This is a genomic window from Pseudomonas sp. UBA3149 (assembly GCF_002364655.1).
GTDB lineage: Bacteria > Pseudomonadota > Gammaproteobacteria > Pseudomonadales > Pseudomonadaceae > Chryseomonas > Chryseomonas luteola.
On the sequence record NZ_DEYV01000010.1, the window covers coordinates 578,468 to 592,253 of the forward strand.

At 55.0% G+C, this 13,786-nt stretch carries 12 protein-coding genes and 1 tRNA gene; 10 read left to right on the forward strand and 3 right to left on the reverse strand.

Annotated elements, in window-relative coordinates:
* Positions 1-11 precede the first annotated feature (11 nt).
* The 3 genes from B3729_RS08730 (at position 12) to B3729_RS08740 (ending at position 2,167) form a co-directional block, all read left to right on the forward strand.
* Complete coding sequence (locus tag B3729_RS08730) at positions 12-1,223, forward strand: O-succinylhomoserine sulfhydrylase (RefSeq protein ID WP_286787624.1); 1,212 nt, start codon at positions 12-14, stop codon at positions 1,221-1,223.
* Between the two features lie 14 nt (positions 1,224-1,237).
* Positions 1,238-1,990, forward strand: a complete 753-nt coding sequence (locus B3729_RS08735) for an SDR family oxidoreductase (protein WP_074823866.1) — start codon at positions 1,238-1,240, stop codon at positions 1,988-1,990.
* A gap of 100 nt (positions 1,991-2,090) precedes the next feature.
* Positions 2,091-2,167 (forward strand) — tRNA-Asp (locus tag B3729_RS08740).
* Positions 2,168-2,307: 140 nt separating this feature from the next.
* On the opposite strand, the gene B3729_RS08745 is transcribed toward B3729_RS08740, so the two are convergent.
* Complete coding sequence (locus tag B3729_RS08745) at positions 2,308-3,345, reverse strand: AraC family transcriptional regulator (protein WP_010794932.1); 1,038 nt, start codon at positions 3,343-3,345, stop codon at positions 2,308-2,310.
* Positions 3,342-4,337, reverse strand: coding sequence for a hypothetical protein (locus B3729_RS08750; RefSeq protein ID WP_010794931.1), 996 nt, complete (start codon positions 4,335-4,337; stop codon positions 3,342-3,344). The genes B3729_RS08745 and B3729_RS08750 overlap by 4 nt, the downstream gene beginning before the upstream one ends.
* A 217-nt stretch (positions 4,338-4,554) precedes the next feature.
* Here B3729_RS08750 and B3729_RS08755 point away from each other — a divergent pair, with 217 nt between their 5' ends.
* The 3 genes from B3729_RS08755 to B3729_RS08765 all read left to right on the forward strand — a co-directional run bounded on the left by B3729_RS08755 (position 4,555) and on the right by B3729_RS08765 (position 9,085).
* A complete protein-coding gene (locus B3729_RS08755) occupies positions 4,555-6,588 on the forward strand; it encodes an NADPH-dependent 2,4-dienoyl-CoA reductase (protein WP_286787625.1) in 2,034 nt (677 codons plus the stop codon).
* Between the two features lie 221 nt (positions 6,589-6,809).
* Complete coding sequence (locus B3729_RS08760) at positions 6,810-8,150, forward strand: chromosome partitioning protein ParA (protein ID WP_286787626.1); 1,341 nt, start codon at positions 6,810-6,812, stop codon at positions 8,148-8,150.
* A gap of 29 nt (positions 8,151-8,179) precedes the next feature.
* Positions 8,180-9,085, forward strand: a complete 906-nt coding sequence (locus B3729_RS08765) for a 1-aminocyclopropane-1-carboxylate deaminase/D-cysteine desulfhydrase (protein WP_409438651.1) — start codon at positions 8,180-8,182, stop codon at positions 9,083-9,085.
* Between the two features lies 1 nt (position 9,086).
* Here B3729_RS08765 and B3729_RS08770 read toward each other — a convergent pair whose 3' ends face one another.
* Positions 9,087-9,977: a DUF1853 family protein gene (locus tag B3729_RS08770; protein WP_286787628.1), complete on the reverse strand. Its 891-nt coding sequence runs from the start codon at positions 9,975-9,977 to the stop codon at positions 9,087-9,089.
* Positions 9,978-10,083: 106 nt separating this feature from the next.
* Between B3729_RS08770 and B3729_RS08775 the strand changes: the two genes are divergently transcribed.
* The 4 genes from B3729_RS08775 to prmB all read left to right on the forward strand — a co-directional run bounded on the left by B3729_RS08775 (position 10,084) and on the right by prmB (position 13,781).
* Positions 10,084-10,968 carry an NAD(+) kinase gene (locus B3729_RS08775; RefSeq protein ID WP_010794926.1) on the forward strand — a complete coding sequence of 295 codons (885 nt, stop codon included), beginning with the start codon at positions 10,084-10,086 and terminating at the stop codon, positions 10,966-10,968.
* Positions 10,968-11,939, forward strand: a complete 972-nt coding sequence (locus B3729_RS08780; RefSeq protein ID WP_286787629.1) for a metallophosphoesterase — start codon at positions 10,968-10,970, stop codon at positions 11,937-11,939. The genes B3729_RS08775 and B3729_RS08780 overlap by 1 nt, the downstream gene beginning before the upstream one ends.
* Positions 11,936-12,799: a rhomboid family intramembrane serine protease gene (locus tag B3729_RS08785; protein WP_286787630.1), complete on the forward strand. Its 864-nt coding sequence runs from the start codon at positions 11,936-11,938 to the stop codon at positions 12,797-12,799. Before B3729_RS08780 ends, B3729_RS08785 begins: the two co-directional genes overlap by 4 nt.
* A gap of 73 nt (positions 12,800-12,872) precedes the next feature.
* Positions 12,873-13,781 (forward strand): 50S ribosomal protein L3 N(5)-glutamine methyltransferase, encoded by a 909-nt coding sequence (prmB, locus tag B3729_RS08790; protein WP_286787631.1) that lies wholly within the window; start codon positions 12,873-12,875, stop codon positions 13,779-13,781.
* Positions 13,782-13,786: the final 5 nt, after the last annotated feature.

The following is a 13,786-nucleotide window of genomic DNA, read 5'->3' on the forward strand; positions in this document are numbered from 1 at the left end:
GGAGCTTTTGCATGAGTCATGACTGGGACGCCGGGCGGCTTGATAGCGACCTGGACGGTGTAGGTTTCGATACCCTTGCCGTTCGCGCAGGCTACAACCGCTCGCCTGAGGGTGAGCATGGTGAAGCGCTGTTTTTGACATCGAGTTATGTCTTCCGAAGTGCAGCCGATGCGGCCAAACGTTTCGCTGGCGAAGTACCGGGTAACGTTTACTCGCGTTACACCAACCCTACGGTACGGACCTTTGAAACGCGAATTGCAGCGCTTGAAGGGGCAGAGCAGGCGGTAGCTACCGCTTCCGGTATGTCGGCCATTCTGGCGTTGGTGATGAGTCTGTGCAGTGCAGGTGATCACGTGCTGGTCTCGCGCAGCGTGTTTGGCTCCACCATTAGCCTGTTCGAGAAGTACCTCAAGCGTTTTGGTGTTGAGGTGGATTATCCGCCGTTATCAGATATCGAGGCATGGCGTGGTGCCTGCAAGCCGAACACCAGGCTTTTCTTTGTCGAGTCACCTTCTAACCCGCTTGCCGAGTTGGTCGACATCGCAGCGCTCGCTGAAGTAGCCCATGCCCAGGGTGCGCTTTTGGCGGTCGATAACTGTTTCTGTACGCCCGTACTGCAGCAGCCGTTGGCGTTGGGCGCTGATATCGTGGTGCATTCAGCAACCAAGTATATCGACGGACAGGGTCGTAGCATGGGTGGTGTGGTCGCAGGACGTGCCGAGCACATGAAGGAGCTGGTGGGCTTTTTGCGTACAGCAGGCCCCACGCTGAGTCCTTTCAATGCATGGCTGTTCCTCAAGGGACTTGAAACGCTGAAGATTCGCATGCAGGCGCACAGTCAGTCAGCACTGCAGCTGGCGCGCTGGTTGGAAGCGCAGCCCGATGTTGAGCGAGTGTTTTACGCTGGCTTGGAAAGTCATCCACAGCATGAACTCGCCAAGCGCCAGCAGAGCGGCTTTGGTGCCGTGGTCAGCTTCGAGGTGGCAGGTGGCAAAGAGGCCGCATGGCGTGTCATTGATGCTACGCGCATGATCTCCATAACCACTAATTTGGGCGACACCAAAACGACCATTGCTCATCCTGCTACCACGTCTCATGGTCGTTTATCGCCGGCTGAGCGGGCCAATGCGGGCATCAGCGACAGCTTGATTCGCATTGCCGTTGGGCTGGAAGACATTGAGGACATCAAGACCGATTTGGCTCGAGGTATAGCAGCGTTGTGAATGAGGCATATCAAATGTTGACCGGTAGCAAGGTAGCGCTGGTTACAGGGGCGGCGCGTGGTATTGGGCTGGGTGTCTCGGCTTGGCTCATTACCGAAGGATGGCAGGTGGTTCTGGCTGATATCGACCGTAGCCGTGGGACGCGTGTGGTGGAAGCGCTTGGCGATCGTGCCTGGTTCATGGAAATGGACGTGGCGAACGAAAGTCAGGTGGAGGCCGTCATTGCCGAGGTGGTGGGTCAGTTTGGCCGATTTGACCTTCTGGTGAATAATGCCGGCCTCTCCGACCCCCATAACGAGCCGTTGGAAACACTGACATTGGCACGCTGGAATCAGGTGCTATCGGTTAATCTGACGGGCGCTATGCTGACAGCCAAGTATGCCGCTCCCTATCTTCGTGCCAATCGTGGTTCCATCGTCAATGTGGCATCGACGCGCGCGCAGCAGTCAGAAATATCCACCGAAGCCTATGCTGCCAGCAAAGGAGGTCTTGTTGCACTTACCCATGCGCTGGCCATGAGCCTTGGGCCAGATATTCGTGTGAACGCTGTCAGCCCTGGCTGGATTGATTCCCGGGATCTTTCTCAGCAACAGGCTGAGCCGTTGACGGAGCTGGATCATGAGCAGCATCCGGTAGGAAGGGTAGGCACCGTAGAAGATGTGGCAGCGCTGGTAGCCTGGCTTGCATCAGAGGAAGCTGAATTTGTTACCGGTCAGGAATTTACCGTTGACGGTGGAATGACCAAGAAAATGATTTATTTGGATTAAATGATAAATAAATCTTGACGGATCAAAGAGGTATGCGCAAAATGCGCGCCATCCAAGAGGGTGACCTCTTGATTCTTCCGGGCGTTAGCCCGACCGACGCGCAGCGGTAGTTCAGTCGGTTAGAATACCGGCCTGTCACGCCGGGGGTCGCGGGTTCGAGTCCCGTCCGCTGCGCCATTTTATCTTTGCTCTCATTAACATCCTTGTGCCATCTCCGAGCAACTCGAAGCATGACATGCCATTTGGATGATTATCTCAAAAGCTTGCTTCGTTAACTGTCAGGTTTAGTGAGCAAGCACTACTGCAAACATAAACGCTTAACCTTCCTTGCGAATAGCTTTGCGGAAATCTCCTGGAGTCAGGAGTGTCCAACGCTTGAACGCTCGCTGAAACGCAGCGGCAGAGGCAAAGCCAAGCACGTACGCCACTTCTCCAAAGCTTAAATCTGTATCGCGAATATAGCTTATAGCAAGCTCTCGACGCGTATCGTTCAAAATATCCAGATAACGTGTTCCCTCATCTGCCAGCTTTCGTCGCAGTGTCCAGGCAGGCATCTGTAGACGCTTTGCAATTTCTTCAAGCGAAGGCTCTCCGTTTTTTAGCAGAGGGCCGAGTATAGATACGATACGCTCGGTTAGACTGTGTTGCCGTGTAATCTGCTGCAGCTCAGTTCTGCAGATGTCCAGAAGCGCTTTCCAGGTGCCTGGAAAATAACTAAGACCTGGAAAGGCCAACGTCTTGGCATCAAGCATGATTGCATTGGTTTCTGCACCGAACTCCACCATGCAGCCAAAGCGTTCGTCGTAAGATGCCGTGCAGGAGGGGCGGGGATATTCGATCAGGACCCTGGTTGGCCTTACAGGATTACCTGTGATGTTTCCTAGCATTGCGATCCATCCAGACAGTACTTGGTCTACCACGAATCGGTTGTAATCGTTGTAAGGACTGATGGAGTAGAAATGCATCCAGGCATGGCTGTCTTGGCGAGTGAAGCGAGACTGTCCACGGTAATTGCTGCCGTACAACAATTCATAATCCAGCAGCGTACGAGCGGCGTCTCCCAGTGTTGGTGCATGCAGGCTGGCTATGCCGGCAAGGCCCAGATGGACAGGCAGGCTCTGCTGGCCGATATCCAGTCCTAGAGCAGGCTCCTGGGTAAGTTGAATGGCAGCATGTCCCAGTCGCATGTATCGGGGAATGGACAGGCGTGCATTTGGTGTTGCAAACGTCGAGTCATCAATGCCGAAGCGGAGCAACAGCGTCGTTGGATCGTGGCCTCTGGCACGTACCGCGTTGGCCAGGGCGTGGACAAATCCTACTGATAAATCACCCAGGCGCAGGCGCTTTCGATTCATAGCCAGAGGTTTAGCAACTTGGCGCCGCCCTGTGGGGTATCGAGTGGCGTGAGAATCGGTTGCTCCTTGAGCATAAGCTTGCTCTGAGGCGTTGAGCGAAGCCCCCATGCTTGACCGCTGGCAAACACCTGAACGCCAGCATGCGCCCCGGTAGCCTGAAGTGCCTGGCGTATGTCCAGCGTGCTGCGCTCGCTCAGGGCGGGTATGACCAAAAGGTCCGTCTTTACGTTCGCCTGCATGTCAATTGAGTCGCTGCCTAGGATGACGCCTAGCTTACCGGCAGCAGTTTCGATGACTTGTGGCGTGATGCCAGGATGTTCTTTGCCGGATAGCCAGGGGCTGCGATACGGTTTTGCCAGTGGATGGCCCGTTGGATCAAACACTACGCAGGTGTTGTAGAGCTTGCCTGTGCCAACCCGTAACAGGCCTTCCTTCATGCGTGGAGAGGGTAGAACGATCGAGCCCGCCACAACAGTAACCGAAAACTGGCGAGCCAGCCCGCCAAACAGGATCTGATAATTTCCTGCCATATCCCAGGCTTTCATTCTCAGCAGGGCTTCATCGAATCGCTGATCGCTTTTTGATGCAAGCCAGGCACGGGTGAACTTGACGGGGTTGCTGAGGGCTAGCCACTGGCGAGCTTCGTTTAGCTGGGCAGTGTTGTAAACGATAGGTTTCTCGCCAGTAAGCATAAGCCCTGTTCCAATATGCTCGGGGAATACCACAATCGTCTTGTCATTGAGCAATCCCTCGCGCTGGGCTTTGGCGAGGTAGCCTTCAAGCTTCAGTCGCAGACGCTCAGGGGTCTGGTAGTCGAGTGCAAACAGCTCCGGCTGAATCGCCAGCAGGTTGCCGTGGCCCTTGGCTTCGCCTGCATTGATTGCCAGCTCGCTTCGCAAATCCGATAAATAATGAAAGGTCGGCCGTTGGGCTATCCAGCCTGCGACTGCAGCGAAGATGCAGATGATGAATAGAAATACAAACTTGCGCATTAAAGCTCCGCGTTGAACCAGGCGTGCCCAAGGGCTTGAACACTCTGGCTGAAAATTCCACGTCAGGGTAGGGAAAATGCCTTTAAAAGCCAAGCCGGGGGTGTGCACCATGGTTAATGAGTTGTCATTTACGGTGATTGAGTCTGCGGGACAGGCAGCTTATGTTTTTCCCATAACGTCCATAACAGGCTTTTAGCCATTGGCCTTGGAGATTCCCGTGACTGCTATTCATTACCCTCACTTGCTTGAGCCGCTAGACCTGGGTTTCACCCAGCTGCGAAACCGAACGCTAATGGGATCCATGCATACAGGGCTTGAGGAGCGGCCGGATGGCTTTGAGCGCATGGCGGCTTATTTTGCCGAGCGTGCCCGCGGTGGAGTTGGTCTGATCGTGACTGGAGGGATTGCGCCCAACGAGGAGGGTGCGGTGTATAGCGGTGCGGCCAAGCTTACTACTGAGGAAGAGGCTTACCGCCACAAAACAGTCACTCAGGCGGTTCATGACTGTGATGGAAAGATCTGCCTGCAGATTCTTCATGCAGGACGTTATGCCTATACCCCAAAGCTTGTCGCCCCTTCGGCTCTTCAGGCACCTATCAACCCTTTCAAGCCAAAGGCACTGACTACCGAGGAAGTCTACAAGCAGGTCGATGACTACGTCTGGTGTGCCCGATTGGCTCAACTCGCAGGTTACGACGGTGTAGAGGTGATGGGGTCGGAAGGATACTTCATCAACCAGTTTATTGTGGCGCGAACCAACCACCGTGAGGATGAGTGGGGCGGATGCTATGAGAACCGTATCCGCCTGGCTGTAGAAGTGGTACGGCAGATTCGGGAAGCAGTGGGTGAGGCGTTTATCGTGATCTTCCGTCTGTCCATGCTGGATCTGGTAGAGGACGGCAGTAGCCCGGAAGAAATTGTGCAACTGGCCCAGGCGATCGAGCGGGCTGGCGCCACGCTGATCAATACCGGCATTGGCTGGCATGAGGCGCGCATTCCCACGATTGCGACACTGGTGCCAAGGGGAGCATTCAGTCAGGTAACTGCTCAGCTGAAGGGTAGAGTGAATATCCCCTTGATTGCTACCAACCGCATCAATATGCCGGATATGGCAGAGCGCATACTGGCAGAAGGGCAGGCGGACATGGTCTCCATGGCGCGCCCGTTCCTGGCTGATCCTGAGTTCGTTATAAAGGCTGCTACAGGACGGGCAGATGAGATCAACACGTGCATCGCCTGTAACCAGGCCTGCCTGGATCATACCTTTGCGGGCAAACTGACCAGCTGTCTAGTCAATCCAAGGGCGTGCCATGAAACCGAGCTCAACTACAGCCCTGTCAGTAAGACCAAGCGTATTGCAGTCATTGGTGCAGGACCGGCGGGTTTGGCGGCAGCCACCATAGCAGCACAGCGGGGCCATTCAGTGACTCTGTTTGAGCGCTCCGAAATTATCGGAGGGCAGTTCAATGTTACCAGGCGTATACCGGGCAAGGAGGAGTTCAACGAGACGCTTCGCTACTTTGGTAAACGTCTTGAGCTTACAGGCGTTACCGTAAGGCTGGGGCACGAAGTGCAGGCTGAAGAGCTGATTCAGGGAGGTTATGACGATATCGTTCTGGCGACAGGAATCATACCACGTACGCCGTCCATCCCGGGTATTGAGCATCCGTCTGTCATCAACTATCTGGACGCCATATACGGACATAAGGACATTGGTGCACGGGTAGCGGTTATTGGTGCGGGAGGAATAGGGTTTGATGTGGCTGAATTTGTCACTCATCAGGCGCATCTGGATACCTTGAGCCCGACAGCCTTCTGGCGAGAGTGGGGAATCGACACGACCCTACAGGCCAGAGGGGGAGTTACAGGTATTTCGCCTGAGCCTACACCCCCTGCTCGAGAGGTTTATCTGTTGCAGCGTAAAGCGACTAAGATGGGCGAAGGCTTGGGCAAGACAACAGGTTGGATTCACCGCACCAGCTTGAAACACCGTCAGGTAAGAATGCTGAACGGGGTGGAGTATCTCCGTATTGATGATCAAGGATTGCATATTCGGATTGGTGAAGACGTTCGGGTTCTGGCCGTTGATACCATCATTGTCTGTGCTGGGCAGGAGCCCAAACGAGTCCTGTTGGATGCCCTGTCTTCGGCTGGACAGCTTGTGCATGTTATTGGAGGGGCAGATGTGGCTGCAGAGCTTGATGCTAAGCGGGCCATCAATCAGGGTGCCCGCCTGGCAGCGATGTTATGAAACCTGACTGCATGCACTGAAACAGCTTGCCAAACAATAATGTGCATAGGTGCTGAGTCGTTCACATAAACCACCTAGTCTTTTAACTGAAAGGCCCTAGACTGTAGCAATGGGTTTAGGGCCGATGTGCCTTAAATAAATGTGTTGTGCTGTCCGGTTGTACGTCCGGTGCCAAGGCGCCTATGAGTCATGCGCTTTTCCAATGGGTCGAGGACTGCCCCATGAATACATTGAATAAGGCTCAACGAGCCGAAGCGGTGCTGTTCTTTGATGAAGAAGGATCAGTCATCAAAGAAATGCTCTATCACGAATTCGAAGCATTGCTGGATGCCTTCTTTGCATTGCCCCAATTCGCCCAGCGGCGAGTTCGGCTGGCCTATGTGACGATCGATCTACAGCTGTGCATCCGATCAGGTGTCTTTTTCTATCTGGATTTCACCCGTACGGGGGCTGCAGACCCCAATTGGAACATTCCGCTACGCGAAATGGCCGAGCGCGCCGGGCGTGGCCCGGATCTGGGCGCAGGACCTATCAGGCTTGCCTGTCGCAGTCAGTGTCCGATTTCCTGGCATCAGCCCAGCCTGTGGGACCCTGAGCTTGTCGCAGGTCGAAATGACCTGATTGAGCTTCGAGAATGCATCAAGCGTAATCAGCTTGGGCTGGCCCGTACCGAGGCTGTCGTTGACGAAGTCAAACCTGAACATCTTCATATGGCAGAAGAGCATCAGTGGTATGTTCAAGAGCCCTCTGCGTCGACTGTACATGTTGATCTGGCCAATCTCGAACAAGAGCATCAGGCAAAGATGGACCACCTTGTGCGCCAGCAGCGGCTGCGTATCCTCGCCCTGACGCGCAAGCATGAAGAGGAGCTGGTTCAGCTCAAGCAGGAAGCCGAGCACCTGCAGACTGCCTTGGCTGAGCAGGAGCGGATGAACGGTATGCTGATGAAAAAGCTGGAGCAGGAGGCCAGTCAGTATCGTTCGACTCGAAATGAGCTGACTCAGCAATTGCGAGCCCTGGAGAAAAACAGCGAATACAAGCTCGAGGCGTTCAAGATTCAATTCGAGGCCGAGCAGCAGGCCCGTATCGAAACGGCAGTAGCCGACTACAAGGAACAATTGGCCATCCGGGAAGTTGAGCTGGCTTATCGGGAGGAGCTGGATTCGCAATTGGAAGAAGAGCTCGAGCAGCTCAAGGCGAAATGTGCACGGCTTGAAGCGGGGAGTGGCAGCAAGCTGCTTGAAAGAATGGCAGACAGTGGCGTCATATTCGTGACTTACCAGCCTGGTGCAGGGCACATGACACTGTCACGCGCGGATGTCATGCGGTTTGTTGAAAGCCCATTGGCTTACACAGCTATGCACTGCCGGGTGACACAACCGCATTACGAGCAATGGCTTTCTCATTACAAGCATCCTGTTTGCCAAAGGGCATTACCGGGTGGCATGCCGTGTAGTAAGCCGCTCCAACGTGTTGATTCACCTCGCCAGTTCATTCGAGGCGAGTCTGACTGCTGTCTTCAGCATCAAACAGCGGCGTTTCTGAAAAACCAGGTAGGTTAACATTGGACTTGCTGTTAAAAAGTCCACCGCTGGAAGAAGTTGCAACCACATGGCTGAGCAAGGCGGGAGTCCGACTGGCACTGCTTCGCCTTGATGAAGTGGACCCTCTGGTTTCCGGCAACAAGAGTTATAAGCTGGCGGCTTACCTCCAGCAGGCGCATATCGAACGGGCTTCAGGGTTGATTAGCCTCGGTGGCCCGCACTCCAATCATCTGCATGCACTTGCAGCTACCGGACAACGGCTCGGCTTGAAAACTGTAGGGCTCCTGAGAGGCGAGCCGCAGGGTACGCCAACAGTTGATGACCTGCGCAAATGGAAAATGGAGTTGCACTGGTTGGGTTACGGAGGTTATCGGGCCCGACGCGATGACGAGTTCTGGGGTGAATGGCTGGCACGTTACCCAGGCTATTTGCCTATTCCCGAAGGGGGCGGTGGCTCGCTGGGCATGCAGGGGTGTATACCTCTGGTTGCTTATATTAAGACGCAGCTGAACACGATTGGCTGGTCTGATTATGATGCGCTGTGGGTGGCTGCTGGTACGGGAACGACGCTGGCCGGTCTGGCTGTAGGAGAGGCTGGCAGACATCCTGTCATCGGGACGCTATCTGTCCCGCTGCGCTACAACGTTCCCGATCAGGTGGCGCGTTGGGTGCGCGAGGCGGGTCAACCTGATACAGATATCCGTTGGCTCGATGCGAGTTTAGGAGGATTTGCACGTATTGATGCCGAATTGGCCAGCTTTATGGCCTCGTTCGAGACCGAAACACAAATACCACTCGAGCCACTTTATACAGGCAAGCTATTGCTGGCGCTTCGCCGTGCGGTTGAGGCGGGAGATATTCCAGCCGGACAGCGCATTATAGCGCTGCATACGGGCGGTCTACAGGGGCGTCGGGCGATGCAGGACAACCTGTTAAAGCTGCTGAAGTCATAGATCAGTGTTCGGCCCTTTCCGGTATAAAAGGCCATGTCTCAGGTACCCAGAATAAACGGTGGTCTTCCTGACCTTCCTCGTCAAAGTGCACAAGTAACCGAGGCCAATGTGGCTCGACGTTGAAGTCGAATGGAGCATGTCCATCGTGTCGGTGTGCAGGCGCAAGCCAGCGCTGCTTGGGAAGTAGTTTCCATGCGCCTTCCTCTTGCTTCGCTTTATCAAAGCGTTGCCACAAACCCCGCAAATGGTGTGGGGAGCAGCTGGGAAATGGTATGGCTCCCGCGGGTGGATAAAACAGATAACCGCCCATCCATAGCCAAGGCTGGACAGAGACGATACCGAGTGTTTTAAACAGAACGCGTGCTTCCGGCGACTGCGACAAGGGTAACTGCCGGTTTAGAAAATGACTCAGCTTGCGTTCGAGTCGATCTTCGCCACCTGGGCCCAACCATTCCGGTGATTGCGGAAGGCCCGTTGCCAGATAATATTTAACCGCTACTTCAAGGTGATGAACGCCTTCATCATCTCGGATCAGGAGATCAAGCTCGCCCAGCGTATGAGTCGCCGTACGGAGCGGTAGATTGGCTCCCAGCAACTCAACCCCAGGGGCATGGGTGAGGGCAAATTGCCAGAGCAATTCGTAGTACCGCCCAAGGCGGCGGTCGCTTCCCTGGGTAAGCCAGCCTGTCAGCAATGCAGGACTTCGATCAAGCTCATGGAGCCAATCGGCTAATTTGCCAGGTTTTGCTGTCCAATTGCTTGCAGCCAAGGGGTGACGTTGTTCCGCTCGGTCCAGGATGGGCGGAGAGGTGATTACCCAGGCTAGATCACGCACCGCTGGGTGGCGAAGCGTGTAAGGCAGTACGGCCAGTGCTTGGAATGGATTGCTCATCACTCAAGCATACGCCGAGTTGGACAAGGGTGTACGGTTTGCTGTGCCTTGCCGCTTGCCCGCATAATTTATCGACATTCTTGCCATAGAAGGGCTACGGCCGCGTATGGACTCTTTTCAGAAAATCGGCATTATCGGCCGTCTGGGCAGCACTCAAGTGCTGGATACCATTCGCCGGCTCAAAACATTCTTATTGGCGCGGCGCCTGCATGTGATCTTAGAAGACATTATCGCCGAGGTCATGCCCGGTCACGGCCTGGAAACCTGCTCACGTAAAACCATGGGCGAGGTCTGCGATCTGGTTATTGTGGTAGGAGGCGATGGCAGTCTGCTGGGGGCGGCACGTGTACTGGCGCGCCCGCGTGTACCTGTTCTGGGTATCAACCGTGGCAATCTGGGTTTTCTGACCGATATTCGCCCGGATGAGCTTGAGACCAAGGTAGCCGAGGTGCTTGAGGGGCAGTATATCGTCGAGACACGTTTTCTTCTGGATGCTTTTGTCTGCCGTGAGGGAGAAACGATTGGTCAGGCCGATGCTCTGAATGATGTTGTCCTGCATCCGGGCAAATCGACCCGCATGATCGAGTTTGCCCTGCATATCGATGGCAAGTTCGTCTGCGCTCAGAAGGCCGATGGGCTTATCGTCGCGACACCCACAGGCTCGACAGCCTACTCGCTGTCAGCCGGAGGGCCCATCATGCATCCCAAACTGGATGCGATTGTCATCGTGCCGATGTACCCACATACCTTGTCCAGCCGCCCCATTGTAGTCAGTGGCGACAGCGAGCTGAAAATCGTGGTCTCGCCGAACATGCAGATCTATCCGCAGGTCTCATGTGATGGACAGAATCATCTTAATTGCGCGCCTGGTGACGTCGTAACCATCCAGAAAAAGCCGCACAAACTGCGACTCATCCACCCACTGGATCATAACTATTACGAGGTTTGCCGGACGAAGCTCGGCTGGAGCAGCCGTCTGGGGAATGATTGATGCTTGACCCTGATCGTGGCTATGACCTGATAGGCGATATTCACGGCTGCGCTCATGTGCTTGAACGTTTGCTGGACCAAATGGGCTATCGCCGACACAACGGTGTCTGGCAGCATCCGCGAAGGATGGCGCTCTTTCTAGGGGACATCCTTGATCGTGGGCCTCATGTGCGAGAGTCGCTGCACTGCATTCGTGACATGGTGGAGGCAGGCCAGGCAATGTGCCTGCTGGGTAACCATGAAATCAATGCCTTGAGCTGGCACACGCCGGCGCCGCCAGAAAGTCACAAGCGATACGTTCGTGAGCATACCTCTCGTTACGAGCGGGTGATCCAGACGACCTTGGTGCAGTTCGATCACCATTCTGCGGAGTGGAATGACTTTCTCACATGGCTGTATGAGTTGCCCTTGTATATCGATGCCGGACGTTTCAGGCTGGTACATGCCTATTGGGATTCGTCCCTGATTGCTGCCATTGATGAGGTCTATCCGGGTGGGTATATCGATGAGCGATTCATTCAGCAGTCGGCCATTCCGGGGAGCCTAGCTAATCGCGCCTGCTCTCGGCTGCTCAATGGCGTTTCCCTGCCGCTGCCCAACGGCATGAAAATGACGGGGCGTGATGGCTTCACACGCGGTCGGTTCCGAATCAAATTCTGGGAGGAAGACCCGCAGACATACGGCGATATTGTCTTTCAGCCAGATGGTTTGCCGGATGATGTGGCCTGCGAGCGGCTAAGTGAAACCGAGAAGTCCAGCCTGATGTGTTATGGCGTCGATGAGCCGCTGCTGTTTGTAGGGCATTACTGGCTCGACGGTCATCCTGAACCGATACGGCCTAATCTCGCCTGTCTGGATTACAGTGCCGTGAACAACGGAAAGCTGGTGGCGTATCGGCTGGATGAGGAGCATCGTCTGGATCCAAAGAAATTCGTCTGGGTCGATGTGCCGTCAACAGGAGGGGCGGAATGAATGCACAGCCTGCGTTACGTGTAGGACTCGAAACGGACCTGCTAGGGTTTACGCAATTACTCCGTCGTCTGCATATTCCTCACCGAGTGACTGAAGAACGCGATGCACAAGTGGTGTGGGTTACTGATCCGGGACTGGTAGACGAGGTGCGTAACCTGTATGCACGCTATCCGCAAGGGGACACGGCCGGTGAGATCTCTGATGTTCGGCCTGCTGTAACTCGGCCTGGCTTCAAGGAGCAGCTACGGGCAAGTCCTGTAACTGCAGGCGTCCTGCTCATCACACTGATCGTGGCTGCGATTACCTTGTTGGGCGATCGTTATGAGGCTGTTCGCTGGCTTACCTTTCTAGACTTTCGGCTTTACGATACGTACATCGAGTTCTATTCCATCTCCTATACCCTTGAACAAAATCAGTGGTGGCGGTTTGTTTCACCCATGTTTCTGCACTTTGGTGTTTTGCATCTGGCCATGAATTCCCTGTGGTATTGGGAGCTGGGGCGCCGCATTGAGTTTCGTCAAAAGGGGTGGATGCTATTGGCGTTAACCGTCCTCTTTTCACTGGCAGCCAACCTTGTGCAGTACTGGTGGAGTGGCCCGGCACTGTTTGGCGGATTGTCAGGTGTGCTCTATGGCCTGCTGGGCCATTGCTGGTTATTCCAGCTGTTGGCACCCACCCCGGCGTATCGAATGCCAAAGGGCGTTGTCATCATGATGCTTGCCTGGCTGGGTATATGCCTGACCGGCGCCATTGATGTGCTTGGCTTTGGTGCCATTGCCAATGGCGCTCATGTAGGAGGTCTGCTGGCCGGCTGTGTAACGGGCGTTCTGGGTGGCCTGATTGCCAGGACGCGCCGCTAGACTGGAGGAGTGCATCTGACGTTTCGTGGGCAGAGCTGCAAGGCTACACTATGCCGCTGAAAAGGAGCCCTAGATGACCGAATCCCGTTTACGCACTCTTCGTGACTATATCCGTTGGGCGGTGAGCCGCTTCCACGCCGAAGGGCTTTATTTTGGCCATGGCACCGACAATGCGTGGGATGAAGCCAGGCAGCTGGTGTTAGGCGCCTTGCATCTGCCTTGGGAAATGTCTGACAGCTACCTGGATTGCCGGTTGGAAGATGATGAGCGCTACGACTTGAGCGTCCTGCTTCACCGACGGATTCAGGAGCGCATTCCGACGGCTTATTTGTTAGGCGAAGCCTGGTTTTGTGGGCTGCCGTTTATGGTTGATGAACGTGTGTTGGTGCCACGGTCACCGATTGCTGAATTGATTGATGCCCGCTTTGTGCCTTGGCTACCCCATGAGCCTGCTCGAGTCCTGGACCTCTGTACCGGCTCGGGATGCATTGGTATTGCCTGTGCTTATGCGTTCCCTAATGCAGAAGTCGCGTTGGCCGATCTCTCCTTTGATGCATTGGAGGTCGCCTGGCAGAACATAGAGCGGCATGACCTTGAAGACCGGGTTTATACCGTGCAAGGGGATGGGTTTGCTGGACTGCCAGGGCAGCGTTTTGACCTGATCGTGTCAAATCCACCTTACGTGGACGCAGAAGATTTTGCCGACATGCCGGCTGAATATCACCACGAGCCGGAAATGGGCCTTGCCTGTGGCTCAGACGGGCTGGATCTGGTGCGCCGAATGTTGGCTGAAGCCGCGGATCACCTCACTGACACCGGCACGTTGATCGTTGAGGTGGGCAATAGTCAGGTACACGTCGAAGCGCTTTATCCCGAAGTCGACTTTACGTGGCTCGAGTTCGAGCGGGGCGGTCACGGGGTCTTTCTGCTGTCTGCCAAGCAGTGCCAGGAGCATCAATCGCTGTTCCAGAGCCGCCTCTAGTAGGC